Source organism: Leeuwenhoekiella sp. A16 (genome assembly GCF_047946675.1).
GTDB lineage: Bacteria > Bacteroidota > Bacteroidia > Flavobacteriales > Flavobacteriaceae > Leeuwenhoekiella.
Genome location: NZ_CP172313.1, coordinates 634992 through 650996, shown reverse-complemented (window position 1 = coordinate 650996; position 16005 = coordinate 634992). Strand labels below are relative to the sequence as shown.

The 16005-nt window shown below is 37.6% G+C and carries 18 protein-coding genes; 8 read left to right on the top strand and 10 right to left on the bottom strand.

The genetic code is table 11. From position 1 onward, the window contains the following. Nucleotides 1-5 precede the first annotated feature (5 nt). The 3 genes from ACH3O9_RS02770 to lipA form a co-directional block, all read right to left on the bottom strand. Nucleotides 6-2210, bottom strand: coding sequence for a response regulator (locus ACH3O9_RS02770; protein WP_416444162.1), 2205 nt, complete (start codon nt 2208-2210; stop codon nt 6-8). Between the two features lie 61 nt (nt 2211-2271). Next, on the bottom strand, nt 2272-3288 hold the full coding sequence (gene gap, locus ACH3O9_RS02765; protein ID WP_416444160.1) for a type I glyceraldehyde-3-phosphate dehydrogenase: 1017 nt from the start codon (nt 3286-3288) through the stop codon (nt 2272-2274). Between the two features lie 16 nt (nt 3289-3304). Continuing rightward, nucleotides 3305-4177: a lipoyl synthase gene (gene lipA / locus ACH3O9_RS02760; protein ID WP_416444158.1), complete on the bottom strand. Its 873-nt coding sequence runs from the start codon at nt 4175-4177 to the stop codon at nt 3305-3307. Nucleotides 4178-4403: 226 nt separating this feature from the next. Between lipA and ACH3O9_RS02755 the strand changes: the two genes are divergently transcribed. Together ACH3O9_RS02755 and ACH3O9_RS02750 are read left to right on the top strand one after the other, a co-directional pair. Next, nucleotides 4404-4595 carry a DUF1328 domain-containing protein gene (locus tag ACH3O9_RS02755; RefSeq protein WP_416444156.1) on the top strand — a complete coding sequence of 64 codons (192 nt, stop codon included), beginning with the start codon at nt 4404-4406 and terminating at the stop codon, nt 4593-4595. 105 nt (nt 4596-4700) lie between these two features. Next, nucleotides 4701-6101, top strand: a complete 1401-nt coding sequence (locus ACH3O9_RS02750) for a hypothetical protein (RefSeq protein WP_416444154.1) — start codon at nt 4701-4703, stop codon at nt 6099-6101. Here ACH3O9_RS02750 and ACH3O9_RS02745 read toward each other — a convergent pair whose 3' ends face one another. Then, entirely contained in the window at nt 6102-7322 is a 1221-nt protein-coding gene (locus ACH3O9_RS02745; protein WP_416444152.1) for an MDR family MFS transporter, read from the bottom strand. A 265-nt stretch (nt 7323-7587) separates the two neighbouring features. On the opposite strand from ACH3O9_RS02745, the gene ACH3O9_RS02740 reads away from it, so the two are divergent. Further along, entirely contained in the window at nt 7588-8211 is a 624-nt protein-coding gene (locus tag ACH3O9_RS02740; RefSeq protein ID WP_416444150.1) for a DUF1684 domain-containing protein, read from the top strand. A gap of 83 nt (nt 8212-8294) precedes the next feature. On the opposite strand, the gene ACH3O9_RS02735 is transcribed toward ACH3O9_RS02740, so the two are convergent. The 4 genes from ACH3O9_RS02735 to ACH3O9_RS02720 form a co-directional block, all read right to left on the bottom strand. Then, nucleotides 8295-8741: a VOC family protein gene (locus tag ACH3O9_RS02735; RefSeq protein WP_416444148.1), complete on the bottom strand. Its 447-nt coding sequence runs from the start codon at nt 8739-8741 to the stop codon at nt 8295-8297. 89 nt (nt 8742-8830) lie between these two features. After that, on the bottom strand, nt 8831-9202 hold the full coding sequence (gene crcB / locus ACH3O9_RS02730) for a fluoride efflux transporter CrcB (protein WP_416444146.1): 372 nt from the start codon (nt 9200-9202) through the stop codon (nt 8831-8833). After that, on the bottom strand, nt 9199-10242 hold the full coding sequence (locus ACH3O9_RS02725) for an SRPBCC family protein (RefSeq protein ID WP_416444144.1): 1044 nt from the start codon (nt 10240-10242) through the stop codon (nt 9199-9201). Before ACH3O9_RS02725 ends, crcB begins: the two co-directional genes overlap by 4 nt. 62 nt (nt 10243-10304) lie before the next feature. Continuing rightward, nucleotides 10305-10493, bottom strand: coding sequence for a hypothetical protein (locus ACH3O9_RS02720; protein WP_416444142.1), 189 nt, complete (start codon nt 10491-10493; stop codon nt 10305-10307). A gap of 47 nt (nt 10494-10540) precedes the next feature. On the opposite strand from ACH3O9_RS02720, the gene ACH3O9_RS02715 reads away from it, so the two are divergent. Next, nucleotides 10541-10930 carry a hypothetical protein gene (locus ACH3O9_RS02715; RefSeq protein WP_416444140.1) on the top strand — a complete coding sequence of 130 codons (390 nt, stop codon included), beginning with the start codon at nt 10541-10543 and terminating at the stop codon, nt 10928-10930. 41 nt (nt 10931-10971) lie between these two features. On the opposite strand, the gene ACH3O9_RS02710 is transcribed toward ACH3O9_RS02715, so the two are convergent. Beyond that, nucleotides 10972-12036, bottom strand: coding sequence for a branched-chain amino acid aminotransferase (locus ACH3O9_RS02710; RefSeq protein ID WP_416444138.1), 1065 nt, complete (start codon nt 12034-12036; stop codon nt 10972-10974). A 104-nt stretch (nt 12037-12140) separates the two neighbouring features. On the opposite strand from ACH3O9_RS02710, the gene ACH3O9_RS02705 reads away from it, so the two are divergent. Next, the gene (locus ACH3O9_RS02705) at nt 12141-12653 is read left to right on the top strand and encodes a DUF4920 domain-containing protein (protein WP_416444136.1); all 513 of its coding nucleotides are present in this window, start codon (nt 12141-12143) and stop codon (nt 12651-12653) included. 1 nt (nt 12654) lies between these two features. Further along, nucleotides 12655-13341, top strand: coding sequence for a tRNA (5-methylaminomethyl-2-thiouridine)(34)-methyltransferase MnmD (gene mnmD, locus ACH3O9_RS02700; protein ID WP_416444134.1), 687 nt, complete (start codon nt 12655-12657; stop codon nt 13339-13341). Here mnmD and ACH3O9_RS02695 read toward each other — a convergent pair. After that, a complete protein-coding gene (locus tag ACH3O9_RS02695) occupies nt 13330-14400 on the bottom strand; it encodes a PorV/PorQ family protein (RefSeq protein ID WP_416444132.1) in 1071 nt (356 codons plus the stop codon). The genes mnmD and ACH3O9_RS02695 overlap by 12 nt on opposite strands. A 183-nt stretch (nt 14401-14583) precedes the next feature. Between ACH3O9_RS02695 and ACH3O9_RS02690 the strand changes: the two genes are divergently transcribed. Together ACH3O9_RS02690 and ACH3O9_RS02685 are read left to right on the top strand one after the other, a co-directional pair. Beyond that, the gene (locus ACH3O9_RS02690; protein ID WP_416444130.1) at nt 14584-15318 is read left to right on the top strand and encodes a CDP-alcohol phosphatidyltransferase family protein; all 735 of its coding nucleotides are present in this window, start codon (nt 14584-14586) and stop codon (nt 15316-15318) included. Between the two features lie 22 nt (nt 15319-15340). Then, nucleotides 15341-15970 (top strand): CatA-like O-acetyltransferase, encoded by a 630-nt coding sequence (locus ACH3O9_RS02685; protein ID WP_416444128.1) that lies wholly within the window; start codon nt 15341-15343, stop codon nt 15968-15970. The last annotated feature ends 35 nt before the right edge of the window (nt 15971-16005 follow it).

Genomic DNA, 16005 nt, shown 5'->3' with positions numbered 1-16005 from the left:
GAGCATTAAATAATGACGTTCTTGCGCTTTAATGAAGTGTGTATTTTAGAAAAGAACTCTTCTACTTTATACGGTTTAGGGATAATATCATTGAAGCCGGCCAGATAAAAATCGTCTATATTCTCATCAATAGTAACGGCTGTTAATGCAAGAATAGGAAGGTCTTTATTAAATTCGCGTATTTTTTGTGTTGCTTCGATACCGCTAATTCCCGGCATGTGAATATCCATCAGGACAAGATCAAAAGCTTCAAAGCGTACTTTTTCGATAGCAATCTCACCATTATCTGCAACTTCACATTCCATCTTATTTTTTTCTAAGATCTTGCGTGTGATCATCTGGTTTATCTTGTTGTCTTCTACCACAAGTATTTTACGACCTTCTAATGCTGCATAATCTATATCGTACACCTTCTCTATATTTCTTTGGTTAGATGCATCCTTAGTAAGATTATACTTTATGTCAAAAAAGAATTTTGAACCTTTACCCAGTGTGCTTTCGAGTTCTATTTTACTGTTTTGAAGATCTAGCAGGCGCTTTACAATTGACAGCCCCAAGCCTGTACCGCCAAATTTTCTGTTGATCTGTACAGAACCCTGTGTGAAATTCTGAAAAATATTCTTCTGCTTTTTCTTGCTTATACCTTCACCAGTATCTTCAACCTCAAAATGTAAATAAACCTGAGACGAATTCTCACTTATCTTCTGTACACGTACAATAACCTGGCCATCACGGGTAAATTTATTTCCATTACCAATCAGGTTTATAAGAATTTGAGAGATCATTAAAGGGTCGCCAATAATCTGATCTGGTATGTCTTTCTCAAATTCGAGAACGAGTTGATTGCCTTTTTCCTGAGCTGATCTGTCAAGAGCAAAAATCACATCGTCTACTCGTTTGCGTAAATTGAAAGTGGTTTGTTCAACCTCAACTTTGTTTGCTTCAAGCTTATTGAGATCTAGGATATTGTTGATTAAAGAAAGTAAATACTCACCTGAGAATTTAAGTGAATCCAGGTGTTTTTTCTGCTCTGGAGTGGGATTTTCATGCAATAAGAGATGCGTCAAACCAGTCACAGCATACATAGGAGTTCTCAATTCATGCGTGATAGTAGATAAGAATTGCGCTTTAACAACCGAAGCTTTTTCTGCATTCTCCTTAGCCATGAATAGTTCAGTATTCTTGGTTTGTAGTAATTCGTTAGCCTTAGCTCTTAAGTTATTGTTCTTATAAAGAGAAAGAGCCAGTAAACATAATAATGTGAAAAGAGCAATTACGAGAACACTTGTGAGCTTATTTGCCTTTGTGTTGTATGGTTCATAATTGTCTGGTGTCATTAAGGTATCTGTCTCCAGCGCATTAGTAATAACAACAGTGTTTTGATTTTCATTGGCATTATTGCCAAAATATTCGGCGTTCTTCTCGTTGTACTCTTTTAGATCATTAAATGCTTTTTCATAATCTCCATTTACCGAAGCAATGTTGCTTAATAGCTCCAGAGATTCTACTTCAATGTGAGGGTATTTATTCTTAACACTTACATCATGAGCCATATTTGCGGCAATAAGAGCCATGTCATATTGGCTCAGCTCTGCGTGTGCTTTCCCTTTTTGTAGTGCTGCCTTTGATCGTAGATATTCATCTTTGCCCTCTTTATTAAAAATACTAAGAGCGCGATTATAGTTTATAATTGCAGGCTCGGGATTGTTAGCTGCCAGTTCTCGATTGCCCTGATACAGAAAAGTTGTAGCGAGATGAAATTGATCTTCAAGTTTTTCAAAAATCAACTCTGCCTGATCAAGATATTCTTTAGCTTTATCATTATTATTCAGCTTAAGCTGAATTTGTGCAGCGGTGAGATAACTACTACCAAGCCCTGGTGTATCGTTAATAGATCTTTGTATGTTTATTGCCTCAAGACATTCTACTCCGGCCTGTTCATAATTGCCTAATTGCAAATGCACCTGCGCCAGATAATTGCTGGTAAGACCTATTCTGTTCTTATTATTTACTGATTGGGATAACTGTCGTGCACTCTCAAGATTTTGAAGGGATGACTCGTAATTCATTTCCTGAATATCAGTGCCGGCAACGCGACACAGAGAGTCAATTCTTGAGTTTATAGAAGCGATTTCCTTAGGACTATTTTGTCCGTACGAGATTGTAACTAATAAAAGTAAAGCTAAGAAAAGCGTTCTTTTAGCGAACATTCAATATAAATTGATTAAAAAACGAAAATATAGAATTTGTTAAAAATACTTAAATTTTTCATTAATGCTTTACGCAAACATAACAAATTAAATCTATCAATCTACTCGAGTATCCAGTTTCGTTATCATACCAGCCTATAAGTTTTACCAGGTTCCCTATCACTGAAGTCATTTGCGCGTCAAGTATGCAACTATGGTGGTTTCCTACGATATCGATTGATACAAGTGGGACTTCTGAATATTCAATTATTCCTTTAAAAGGGCCGGCAGCGGCCTCTTTAAAGGCGTTGTTTATTTCTTCAATCGTAGTTTCTCTTTCTACATTTAAAGTTACATCTGTAAGAGAGCCATTAGGTACAGGAACACGAATCCCACAGCCGCCAATAACATTCTCAAGATCAGGAAAGATCTTTGTTAGTGCCTTTGCTGCTCCCGTTGTTGTAGGCACAATAGACTGGCCAGCTGCGCGGGCTCGTCTTAAATCTTTGTGAGGCTGGTCATGTAAACTTTGATCTGTGGTATACGAGTGTACAGTTGTAATGTATGCCTGTTTAATTCCGCAGAGATCTTGTACTACTTTGATCATGGGCGCCGCATTGTTAGTAGTACAGCTGGCATTAGAAATTATCTTTTCTTCACCATTGAGTATATGTTCATTAACACCAAGAACAACTGTTTTAATAGAATCATCCTGAGGAGGAACGGTTAAAATCACTTTTTTTGCACCGGCTTGCAAATGTTGCTCAAGTTGTATATTCTCTTTAAACTTTCCTGATGCTTCAATAACAACATCAAGATCGTATAAATGCCATGGAATATTAGCTATTTCTTTTTCAGAATAAACCACAATTTTTTGACCATCAATTATAAACTCATTGCCTCTTGTTGCGTTGCGATGTTCTATTTGTCCCTGAAAAATCCCGTGTATGCTGTCATATTTAAATAAATGAGCCAGTGTTGCGGGATCTGCAATATCATTAATGGCAAGTACTTCAATAGAGGGATGATTATGCAGCAGTCTTAGCAGCCGTCTGCCTATTCTTCCAAAACCGTTGATACCGATTTTGATTTTTTCCATTACAGGAATTTATATATTATAAAAGATGTTTTTGTGCTTTGTAAGATGAGCGCACAAGCGCACCACTTTCTACATGCCTAAAGCCCATTTCAAGTCCTAAGGTCTCATATTTCTTGAATTGGTCTGGAGTAATAAATTGCTTAACCGGTAAATGTTTTTTAGAAGGCTGCAGGTATTGGCCAATGGTCACAATGTCAACATTAGCATCACGCAGGTCTCTCATAACTTGCAAAACTTCTTCTTCTGTCTCTCCTAATCCTAACATAATGCCAGATTTAGTTCTGCGTATGCCGTTATCTTTGAGGTATTTTAAAACCCCCAGACTACGCTCATATTTCGCTTGTATGCGCACTTCACGAGTAAGTCTCTTTACAGTTTCCATATTATGAGAAACTACTTCTGGAGAAACAGCAATTATTCTGTCTATATTATTTGTGTTGCCCTGAAAATCTGGAATTAAGGTCTCAAGAGTTGTTTCAGGGTTCATTCTGCGAATGGCTTTAACCGTTTCTGCCCACATGATAGAACCCATATCTTTTAAGTCGTCACGATCTACCGAAGTAACAACTGCATGTTTTATTTGCATTAACTTAATAGACCTGGCCACTTTTTCTGGCTCTTCCCAATCTACCGTTTCAGGTCTTCCTGTTTTTACACCGCAAAAACCACAAGATCTTGTGCAAACATTCCCTAATATCATGAAAGTAGCAGTTCCTTCACTCCAGCATTCTCCCATATTGGGGCAGCTTCCTGAAGTACATATGGTATGCAGATCGTATTTGTCTACCAGACTTCTTAGCTCAGTGTATTTTTTGCCGGTAGGCAATTTTACACGTAGCCATTTAGGTTTAGGAGTATGAACGGGCGCTACTAAAGTTTCTGTATTCATAATTTGCAATTTGCCTTGCAAAGATACAAACTGTAGACCAATTAAAAACCGGCAAAAGGCCTAAGAAAATCGGCTATTTATGTGGTAAAATCGGCTGTAAATTCATTTTAACATTTGCATATTCAACTCGTTAAATTTATGGCAATTAGGAAAATGTTAGGAGAGAAAAAAGGAAAACTCTATTAGTTTTACCAATAAGTTAATCAAATACTAATAAATACAACCTATGAAACGATTTACCATACACTTTTTAATATTGGCTCTTTTATCAGGTTTTTACGGTTTTTATGGTTTTGATTTGTGGGGTACAGAGGCAGCCAGAGTATTATTTTTAATAGCTGCAGACCTATTTGTTGTAGCCTTATTTTCCCGTTTTTTGAAAAACGACGGGCAATATCCTCAAAAAGTTGAAGCTTAAAAAATCTACAAATCTATATTTTAATCTGAACTGCTTCTTGTAGAAGCGGTTTTTTTATGTTTAAATTGTAGCACACTATTTGATTGATGTTTTCATAAAAAGAATATGCATAAAATTTGTTTTCTGCTTTTTGGTCTATCATTTTTTGCGGTTTCTGCTCAAAATATAACCCTGAAAAAGGGAATTGTTAATTCAGATCTGGTAACTTCAGACTCCCTCAGGGTTCCATACACTTTATATATTCCTTCAGAATTTGATCCGTCTAAGGCGTATCCTGCCCTTTTTGTCTTTGATCCTGAAGGTAACGGTGTACGCATATCCAGAATGTTTAAGGCAGGGATGATACAGGATAATTTTATAATTGCTTCGCCCAATGTTAGATTGGGAGACTCTCTTGAAGCAGATGTTGATAACGGTCTGCGGGTTATAGAAGATGTGCTTAAGAAAATAAAGGTAAACAGCAATTATGTCTACACAGCCGGTCTTGATGAAGGCGCTCGTGTAGCGAGCGGTATAACATTTTTAATTACTAATATCTCTGGAGTTCTTGCTGTTAATGATATCTTTTTTAAGAACGATCCTCGTATAACGTATAAAAAAGAAATTTACATAGGCCTGGTGGGGGACACATCGCCTAAGTATTATGATATGGTCAATGTATTTGACGTGCTTTCTGGTTTTAAATCTGAGAATAAATTGTACGAGTATTCGGGAGAGGGTGGCTGGCCTGATATTGATTATCTGTCAAGCAGTTTTAATACACTGCATCAACTTCAAGCAGAAAGAGTAAAAGAAGAATTACCACAGCAGTATATCGATTCATCTTTTATAAGAGATTATCTTACCGCAGATGCGCTTATAAAAAAGCACGATTATACCATTGCTTATGATTTTTTAGGTGAGCTAAAAGATAAATACAGGCACTCGCACGATCTTGATTCTTTAAGAGATATACAACGTGACCTTAGAAAAATGAAGGCATTTAAGAGGGAGCGGAATAATAAGAATAATGGCTTAATGGATGAAGCTTACCTGCTTGATGATATGAGTTACTTTATTGATGAGGATGTTGTTACGGCCAATTTTGAAAATCTGGGTTATTGGGATGAAAAAGTACAACGATTTGAGGCTGTAGCTAAAGATTCTACTAAACCTTATGAGCAGAAAGTAGCTAAGCGCATGCTGGGCTATATAGATTTAACAGTTGATAGATATATAGAAGCTCTTGACAGTAATAAAGCCGCAACAGCCAGTCAAAAGATTTTTCCAAATGTTTTAAAAACAATAATAAAGCCGAATTACTTTCCTGCTTATCTCAATATTATTCAACTGGCAAGTGAAGACAATGATGAGAATACGGCATACTTCTATCTGGAAGAACTTCTAAAAAAGGGCTATAAAGACTATAGAAAATTATATAGTATTCCCGGTACAGAAGTTATTCGCATCACGCCCACTTATAATCAAATAATTGAGCGTTACCTTTACAAGTCTGAATATCAATAATTACACTGTAGCGGTTACAGGTTCTGAATTTAATTTCTTCTGTACATACCGCAGCAGTAGAAAAGCAATCGCCATTACAATGATCATCGCCAGCCACGTATTGTTATAACCAAAAGCTGCAATTAATTGCATACCAGAGTTATGACCAAAAATATGCGATAGCGAAAATGACATACTGTAAAGCCCCATGTAAGCTCCTTGTCTTCCTAATTTAGCTCTCCTTAAAGCAAATGAATTTCCGAAAGGGAATGCGATCATTTCGCCAAAAGTGGCGATAATCATTCCAATTACAAGGATTCCGGCCCACGGCGTCACCAGAAAAAGAAGAAAGCTGGTGCCCACCAGCATTAAGCCAATGATCACATTTGTTACTAAAGACCATTTTCTTTTTTCCAGAAAAGCGATTAAAGGCATTTCAAAAACAAAGATTAAAAAGCCGTTAAGCGCTAGTAACAGACCTATCTGTTCTTCCCGCAGGCCATGTATTTCTTTGTAGTAAAGCGGTACTGTAGAAAAATACTGTACGAAGATAAACCCGAACAAAGCCAGAGCTATCAAAAAGATTATATACAATTTATCCTTATGTGGCGGCAACGGATTTTCAATTAATTCTTCTTTATCTGAGATTCTTGCCTTTTTAGGATGCAGGGTTTGTGTAAGTAGCAGACCGGCTAAAATACAAGTAATCCCATCTATCCAGAATAAACCATAGTAGCCTACCGCGGTAATAATTAATCCGCCTAAAGCGGGCCCGGCAGAGAAACCCAGATTTATAGCGAGCCTGATAAGAGTGAGAGAACGCGTTTTATTTTCTGGTTTGCTGTATGCGCTAAGAGCCACAAAAAATGCAGGACGAGAACCGTCTGCCATTGCAATGAGCAAAAAGAAGCCAATGCAGATCCCCGCAAAACTTGTTATAAACTGCAAAGCGAAAAAGCCCAAACCTGTGCTGAGCAAGCTGAACATAATCACTTTGTAGTAACCTATTTTGTCTGAAAGTTTACCGCCCAGCCATGCGCCAAATAAAGAACCTAAACCAAAGCACGTCATTACCCAGCCCACTTTTTCGAGTGAAAACTCAAGATTATCTGTTAGATAAAGCGATAAAAATGGAATTACCATCGCGCCGGCTCTATTGATTAATGTTATAAGCGCAAGCCACCAAACCTCTCTTGAGAGACCATTAAATGTTTTTAAGTAAAGACTGAATAAATGTTTCATTTTGGCTGGAAAAAAAGAAAGTCTGGCAAACATTGCCAGACTTTTTGATTATGATGATATTTTAGTATGCTCACATAACACGATAGATCTGGTGTCTCTTTAAAAAGAGATACTTAATCGAGGTTGTGGAGACGTTATACATATTAGCTATTTTTACCCTTAGAGTAGGGCTGAAATATTCAGTCTTACTTCAGTAATTTAAATCTGGAAAAAAGATGAAAATTTCTTAATATTTCAGTTAATAAATCTAGTAAAATCTATTTACATGTCTTCAGTAAAAATTAAATTATATCTAAATATTATTTTCTTACTGGTAATGGGCGCTGTTTTTGGGCAAAAAACAACCAATTTTGACCGTGAAATTGCCGATTTTCAAACAGAATTAAACGCAGAATATGGCTCTCCTGAAACAACTGTACTGCTCCCTGAAGATTTTGAGAATTTTCACGGTTTAGAATTTTATGATATAGATTCTACTTACCGTGTAAAAGCCAGATTTGTGAGAACGCCAGATGAAAAGCCTTTTGCAATGGCAACTACAACAGATCGTAAACCTATGTATTTTAAATATGGTGAGGCTCATTTTACCCTTAAGGGGAAAGAATTAAAGCTTAATCTCTACAAATCTGTAGAACCGTATAAAGAACCCGGTTATGAAGATTACCTGTTTCTTCCGTTTACAGATCTTACCAGTGGTGATGGCTCATACGGGGGTGGCAGATTTATAGATATGCGTATTCCTGATGGTGATGAGATCTTTATAGATTTTAATAAAGCGTATAATCCTTATTGTGCTTATAGTCCTAAATACAGTTGCCCCATAACTCCTGCCGTAAATGACCTGCAGGTTAGGGTAGAAGCAGGCGTTAAAGATTTTAAAGCGCATTGATCGCAGTTTTTACTAAATACTGGCAGAAGAAAATCTGCAGAATCTCAAAAAAACTTAATCGTTAGGCTGAAGCGGTTTTGTCTTTATTCTTTTACCTTTTCCCCGTTATAGTTTGGATCATAATCTACCATCCATTCAATACCGAATTTATCTCTAAACATGCCAAAATAAGAACCCCAGGGACTTTGCTCAATAGGTACTTCAACTTGCCCACCTTCAGAAAGACCATTAAATAATTTGTCTGCTTCTTCTTTACTTTCTGCGCTAACTGAAATTTTACTTCTGTTTTCGTTTTCATTAGTAGATCCCATGCTTTCCGGAACATCGTTAGCCATTAGAAAGTTTTTCCCGATAGGTAAAGCAATATGCATTATTTTGTTTGCTTCATTTTCAGATACGGGGTATTCTGGACTTGACATCTCTTTGAAACGCATGACTTTTACAAACTCTCCGCCAAAAATTGATTTGTAAAATGTAAAGGCTTCTTCGGCATTGCCGTTGAAGTTTATGTGAGGGTTAATCTGTGCCATTTAATTCTTAGTAGTTAAATTAAATTATTGTATACTGGTGTTAGAGTTGTACTTGTTACTATAAAATGACTCCTCAATAAATTAGTGCTTTATATATAACGAGCCAGCCAGATTCCTAAAAATACGGCGGCAAATCCCAATAGAATACTACTTATTGTATATAGCGCAAAATTAAAAAAATCACCAGATCTAAGTAAAAGGTGGTTTTCATAAGCGAAAGTTGAAAATGTGGTAAAACCACCGCAAAAGCCGGTGGCAAGTATTAAAACCGCCCCAGAACCCAGCGTATTGTTTTTAAGCGCCCAACCCAGTATTGCGCCTATTATTAAGCTTCCTAAAATGTTGGCAACAAAAGTACCGTAAGGAATTCCGTTTTGTGGATTATTAAGCCAGCTGCCTACTAAATAACGCAGAGCACTGCCTATTCCGCCTCCTAAAAATACGAGGAGGACCTGCTTCATTCTATTTCTTCAGTTTTAATAGGTTGGTATAATTCTGTTACCCAATTAGCGGGATTGGGTTGCATTTTAGGGTCTGTAATATAAATTTCAAATTGTGGGCTCGTTTCTGAAGCCTCATAATTATTATCAGATAAGTAATCTTCAGTTTGACCCCATGCTTCATAAAGGTTAGAATAATTTCCTTTAAGAGTAGTTTTTAATACAGTTTGAGCAGGAATAAACCCTGAAAGTACTTCGCTGTCATCTGGCACAATAATACGGGTTGTAGTAGGGAAACCGCATGAAATTATAGCATTACCATTTACTTCATCCCATTCATTATAAATAGTCATTGGTTTACCTACGATCGTGATCTCATTACCTTCCATATATAATTGAACCTTTTTAAGTAATTGCTCAATTTTAGAAGTGATCGCTTCACGAGTTGTGGCTGCAGTAGTGTACATATAAAAACCACCACTGTATTGCGTTATACCGTCAATTTTTATAGAATAAACTTCCATATCCCGCTTTACTGAGGCTGAAAGTCCTTCTAATCCTGATTGATACATTGTATGCATCTCCTGGTCAAAATCGTAACCGGTTAATGTGAAGTATGCTTTATCTGTTATCGTGTGCTCCCCACGCAATCCCCAGGTCACTTTGGTTCCATTTTCAACAGGAGTGAAAATCCAGTAAACTGTGGCTTTACGTTCCCCGGCGGGAGTATCAAAAGTTATTTCCTGATTGATGATAGAATTTTCTATTACCTCTGTTGTAAGCATAGAACCATCAGAATCTTTACCATTCCATGAATAATTAGCTCCTTCTCCAGAGGTGTTTTCAGGATAATTGAAAACCATTGTAGGATCTTCCTGCTTCCATGGTCCCCAGTCTTCCCAGGTGCGGTAGTCATTCACTTTCTTAAATACAACTTCAACGGGCGCTTCTATTACCAGACTTTCTTCAACTTCATAATGGCCGTCTTTTGTGGCAAAATATATCGCCCCTGCGATGAATACAATAAGTAGAAGAAAGAAGAGGTATTTTAATATTTTCATGCGATACTGCGGGTTAGAATGCTAAGATAAGAATTTTAACAATGATGTTATTGCTGGTTTCCTTACTCTTTTAAGTAGAGCTTTATGCCAAAAAGAATAGCGATAAACGCTAAAAATCCCAATAAAATCCAGAAACTGCCTCTGTAATATTTCTTGTGGAGACCTTTGTCTTTAATGTAACTGTAAGAGATAAAAATCACAAAAGCAATTAGAAAACAAAGGGCAAAGATCCACTGGCCGGTACTGAACATTTTTATTTATTTTTAAGCAAATTTACACTTTAAAATAATAGCAGATTATGAAAAAGAGGATAGCATCTGTACATGAATTTCATACCGCATTTGGTTTAGGAATCAATGAAAAACCACATGCCGATTTAGGTAAGGCTAAAAATATGTTGAGGTATAATCTCATGAAAGAAGAGAATGAAGAATATCTTGAGGCAGCTAATGCGGGCGATCTTATAGAAGTTGCAGATGCTCTGGTTGATATGCTTTATATTTTATGTGGTACCATAGTTGAACATGGGATGCAGGATAAAATAGAAGAGGTTTTTGAAGAGATACAGCGTAGTAATATGAGTAAGCTGGGTGAAGACGGTAAACCTGTTTACAGAGAAGACGGGAAGGTTCTAAAAGGGCCTAATTATTTTAAACCAGAACTGAAACGAATAATAGAAAACGAATAAAAAAAGCCCGATTTTTCGGGCTTTTTAGTTGATTTTATGCCTTATAAGGCAGGTACTTCATATCTCCAGCCAAATGGGTCTTCGGCAAGATTAGCTTGTATTTCTTTTAATTGTTTACTGAATTTGGTCGCATAAGAATCTGCCAGATCTGCAAGCTCATAATCTTCATCTTTATGGCCAAAACCGGCAATAGGATTGATCGTAGCTGCAGTTCCCGCGCCAAACATTTCTTTCAGTTCACCTTTTTTAGCAGCATCAACGATCTCTTGTACTTTCACCGGTCGTACTTCTACGTTAATTCCGGCTCTTTCCGCAAGAGCGATAATACTTTTTCTCGTAACACCATCAAGAATACGGTCGTTAGTAGGCGCAGTAAGTAAAGTGTCGTTTACACGAAAGAAAACATTCATCGTTCCTGCTTCTTCAAGATACTCGTGAGAGTTGGCGTCTGTCCATACAATTTGTTGGTATCCTTTTTCCTTTGCAAGATCTGTAGGGTAGAATTGCGCTGCATAGTTTCCTGCTGCTTTAGCAAAACCAACACCACCATCTGCAGCACGACTAAATTTATCAGCAAAGAGCACTTTTACTTTGCCTTTGTAGTATGCCTGAGCAGGAGCACAAATGATTATAAAACGATATTCTGTTGCAGGTGATGCAGAAACTCCATTTTCTGTAGCTATTACAAATGGTCTAATGTATAAAGAGTTCTCAATACCTGTCTTGATCCATTCTTTATCAAGGTTCAACAACTGGTTTAACCCGTCAAAGAAATATTCTTCAGGAAAAGCAGGCATAGCAAGTCTTGCAGAAGAGCGATTAATTCTCTTAAAGTTCTCATCAGGTCTAAACATCCATATTTTTCCCTCATCATCTTTGTAGGCTTTCATACCTTCAAAGACCGCCTGCCCATAATGAAAAACCTTGGCAGAAGGATCCATTTGCATAGGACCATAAGGAAGTATCTCAGGCGTTTGCCATGCACCATTCTTATAATCGCAAATAAACATATGATCTGTAAATACAGTACCAAAAGATAGATTGTCAAAATCTACAGCACTTATTTTAGACTCCTTTATCGGTGTGATTTTCAAGGTTTCGGTCATTTTTACACAGTTTTTTGAACTTACAAATTTATCAATTTATCTAAGCAAGCATGCCTAGAAATCATTATTTTTACCCGCTCCATCATTTTTAAATGATTACGGTTATGAAAAATACATTTCTTTTGGTTTTTACGGTGCTTTTTCTGTTTAGTTGTAAAGAAAAAGAAGAAAAGACAAGTCCTGAAGTTTCCCAGGAAATCGCCCGGTTAGAACCAGCTCAGGTTTATGGGGAAGATTTTAAAAACGTCAAAACATTAAATGGTCCTGAGGTAGGCGATATCTATAAAAATCTTGCTGTAGGTGACACGGTGAACGTAACATTTCAAGGTCCCGTTGCAGATGTTTGCAAAGCCAAAGGTTGCTGGATGAAAGTAGACATTGGTACGACTGAAAAAGTAATGGTCAAGTTTAAAGATTACGGGTTCTTCGTTCCTAAAGATATTGAAGAGCAGCAGGTGACCGTTCACGGCAGAGCTTACATTGCAGAAGTGCCTGTAGACGAGCAAAAACATCTGGCTAAAGATGCAGGTAAAAGCGACGAAGAAATAGAAAAAATTACTCAGCCTGCACGCACATTAGCTTTTGTTGCAGACGGGGTTAAAATAGGTAATAGGTAGTTTGCAGCGCAAAATAGTTAAAACCGCAGACGGGTCAACGACAATACAGATCACAGAGTGGAATGAGCAATATCATTCTATGCACGGTGCCATACAAGAGGCGCAACACGTATTTCTAAAAACGGGGCTTGATCATTTTATAAGTACATCTGCATTAAAGCAGCTCAATATTCTTGAAATAGGTTTCGGTACCGGGTTAAATGCATTTCTTACTTGTATAGCAGCAGATGACAAAAGTATTGTAATCAACTATGAAGGTGTAGAGGCTTTTCCTGTTTCTGCAGATGAAATTGAACAGCTTAATTATATTGAGTTAACGGGAGAAAATAAATACGAGAAGGCTTTCGCGAAAATGCACGCTGCTGCATGGGGAGAATCTGAAGAAATCACGACCAACTTTAATTTAAAAAAGCGCCATCAAACTTTTGAAACGATAACAGATCAAGATCAACATCACTTAATTTATTTTGATGCCTTTGGCGCGAGAGTTCAGCCAGAACTATGGGAAGAGAATATCTTTAAATTAATGTTTACGGCTTTAAAAGAAGGCGGTGTTCTGGTAACCTACGCAGCAAAGGGTAGCGTACGCAGGGCTATGCAATCTGTAGGTTTTCTTGTAGAACGATTACCGGGACCACCGGGAAAACGTGAAATGCTAAGGGCGACAAAGCCAGATCTATCTAAATAATTCCCAATCTAGTTTTACTGAAAATATATTACTGTAAATAGCAGCGCTTTGATCACCTATATCTGTTAAAGCGTAATCTATATGTATACCTCTATACTGAAAGCCCACACCAATATTGGGTTGAAAACCGGTACGCTCGCTGCCATCAAGTTGGGTGATGGTTTGAAAATTACCTACACCGGCACGTAAGAACACAAGATCTGTATAACCAAACTCAAACCCCACCGCCGGACTGGCACTTACAGAAGAGCTTGAGATAATATCATTAGTCTGGGCAAAACGCATGAGGAGATCAACTTCGGCTTTTATGGTGTAATCATAACGAATAAGCCAGGAGCGGGAAACACCCATTTGTAATTTAGGTAGCGTGATTTCCATAGTCTCAGGCAGTTCCTGATTTTGACCTTCTACCGCATCGCTAATTGTAGCAAACTGTTCTTCGTCTATACTCCATGTGTTAACAGATGTTGTTATATCTCTTGCCATCACTCCAAAATCCCAGTCGCCTGCAGAATATTGTAGACCAAAATCGATACCAAATCCCCAGGAAGAGGCAAAATCTCCTATTACTCTCCTTATAATTTTAGCATTGGCACCCAGATTTAAACCCTCAACAGGTAAGCGTCGTGCGTATGAGAACGTAAGCGCATAATCTGCTGTAGAAAACAGGCTAATGCGGTTATAATCTATATTTCCGTTAGCATCTATAAGTTGTGTTGTGTTTAGAATATCATCTACTCCAAAACGAATTAGAGAAAGCGCTACAGTACTCTCGTCATCGATAGTTTTCGCGAAAGCTGCATAATCATACAAGGCGATATTTGCAAAATAACTGGCGTGCATGAGCGCAAGCTCGTTATCTTCCAGATTAACAAGTCCGGCAGGATTCCAATACCCTGAATTTACATCACCTGTGCTGGCAACAACGGCATTTGCCATCCCTAAAGAAGCTGCATCTACACCAATATTTAAAAATTCGTTAGAATATTTGCGCACAGCCTGAGCCTGCGCGATAAAAGGAAGAAATAACAGAAGTAGTATCGCGTAATTTTTGTTCAACCGCGTTGATTTTAAGGACAAATATGCCCAAATAATTCTACAAATTAAACTTTATTTTAAGCGGTATATTGTAGGCTGAGATTTAAATTAGGCCATGAAGCCTGTAATTTTAAATTATCTTTACGCACAACTGGGATTTAAACAGAGAAGCTTGTCCCGGCAACGTTTATTAAAAACTCAAATATGATATTATCCCGGTATATTCCTAACACCTTTACCATGGCAAATCTTTTCTGCGGTATGTTAGGGACTTATTTTGCCGCTACAAACAGGCTGGAATTTGCTGCTTATGCGGTGGTTTTGGGCATTTTTTTCGACTTTTTTGATGGTTTTTTTGCACGTATTCTTAAAGCTCAAAGTGAACTTGGGCTGCAGCTTGATTCTCTTGCAGATGTTATAACGAGTGGAGTTGTGCCCGGCATGGTGATGTATCAACTTTTACATCGCATCGAGAACTGGGGAGGTGGTGTGAAATGGGTAGAGCAGGAGCTGCACTGGGAGTCGTTGAGCCTGCTGCCGTTTTTAGGTTTTGCCATAACATTAGCATCTGCTTACAGGCTGGCCAAATTTAATATTGATACGCGCCAAACCGATTCTTTTATTGGTCTGCCCACACCGGCAAATGCCTTATTGATAATAAGTCTGCCGTTGATTTTAATATATGATTCATATCCTGTTGTAGAAGAAATCATTTCTAATAAAGGGTTTCTTTTAGGACTTACCGCTTTAAGCTGTTATTTGCTCAATGCAGAATTGCCTTTGTTTGCGCTTAAGTTCAAGACATGGGGCTTTGCCGAAAATAAAGTGAGATACATATTCCTGATAATTGCGGCTTTGCTTTTAGCTTTTCTTCAGTTTTTAGCTGTGCCATTAATCATTGTGATGTATGTGATTATCTCATTTGCAGTGAAAAAATAATAATTACAATAAATTCCTTTTTTTGACTACAATACTAGATTTAGACAATTGGGCACGCAAAGAGCATTTCGAGTTTTACAATAAATTTGAAGAACCTTTTTTTGGTTTAACAGCGCGTGTTGATTGTACAGAAGTTTATCGCCTTTCAAAAGAGAACGGGTATTCATTTTTTCTGTTCTATCTGCATAAAGCTCTTGCGGCGGTGAATACTATAGAGCCTTTTAAATACCGAATTATTGACGCTCAGGTTCACATTTATGACAGAGTAGATGCATCGCCTACAATAAACAGGCCCGATGGTACCTTTGGTTTTTCATACATTAAATATTTTGAGGACTTTGAAGAGTTTGTTGTACATGCACAAGAAGAAATCACGCGTGTGCAGCATACAAAAGGTCTTGATCCCTCAACCTCGGGACAAAATGTGATTCACTGTTCTGCGATACCCTGGGTAGATTTTACTTCGGTTTCTCATGCACGCAGTTTTTCATTTCCAGATAGTTGCCCTAAGATCGCCTTTGGAAAAATGACAGAAGAACACGGGAAACGATCAATGCCTGTTTCTGTACACGCGCATCACGCTTTGATGGATGGCTTTCATGTGGGGCAGTTTTTTGAGCTTTTTGGTCGATTTTTAGCAGGAAAAAGCTGATTTTTTTCGTTTTAAACGAAATAAGAATGCGTAGT

Coding starts and splice junctions, on each gene's coding strand:
- ACH3O9_RS02745 (WP_416444152.1), bottom strand. CDS start 7,322: ATGAAACATTTATTCAGTCTTTACTTAAAAACATTTAATGGTCTCTCA.
- ACH3O9_RS02735 (WP_416444148.1), bottom strand. CDS start 8,741: ATGGCACAGATTAACCCTCACATAAACTTCAACGGCAATGCCGAAGAA.
- ACH3O9_RS02740 (WP_416444150.1), top strand. CDS start 7,588: ATGTCTTCAGTAAAAATTAAATTATATCTAAATATTATTTTCTTACTG.
- ACH3O9_RS02690 (WP_416444130.1), top strand. CDS start 14,584: ATGATATTATCCCGGTATATTCCTAACACCTTTACCATGGCAAATCTT.
- ACH3O9_RS02710 (WP_416444138.1), bottom strand. CDS start 12,036: ATGACCGAAACCTTGAAAATCACACCGATAAAGGAGTCTAAAATAAGT.
- ACH3O9_RS02755 (WP_416444156.1), top strand. CDS start 4,404: ATGAAACGATTTACCATACACTTTTTAATATTGGCTCTTTTATCAGGT.
- ACH3O9_RS02750 (WP_416444154.1), top strand. CDS start 4,701: ATGCATAAAATTTGTTTTCTGCTTTTTGGTCTATCATTTTTTGCGGTT.
- ACH3O9_RS02720 (WP_416444142.1), bottom strand. CDS start 10,493: ATGTTCAGTACCGGCCAGTGGATCTTTGCCCTTTGTTTTCTAATTGCT.
- ACH3O9_RS02705 (WP_416444136.1), top strand. CDS start 12,141: ATGAAAAATACATTTCTTTTGGTTTTTACGGTGCTTTTTCTGTTTAGT.
- ACH3O9_RS02770 (WP_416444162.1), bottom strand. CDS start 2,210: ATGTTCGCTAAAAGAACGCTTTTCTTAGCTTTACTTTTATTAGTTACA.
- lipA (WP_416444158.1), bottom strand. CDS start 4,177: ATGAATACAGAAACTTTAGTAGCGCCCGTTCATACTCCTAAACCTAAA.
- gap (WP_416444160.1), bottom strand. CDS start 3,288: ATGGAAAAAATCAAAATCGGTATCAACGGTTTTGGAAGAATAGGCAGA.
- ACH3O9_RS02725 (WP_416444144.1), bottom strand. CDS start 10,242: ATGAAAATATTAAAATACCTCTTCTTTCTTCTACTTATTGTATTCATC.
- crcB (WP_416444146.1), bottom strand. CDS start 9,202: ATGAAGCAGGTCCTCCTCGTATTTTTAGGAGGCGGAATAGGCAGTGCT.
- ACH3O9_RS02715 (WP_416444140.1), top strand. CDS start 10,541: ATGAAAAAGAGGATAGCATCTGTACATGAATTTCATACCGCATTTGGT.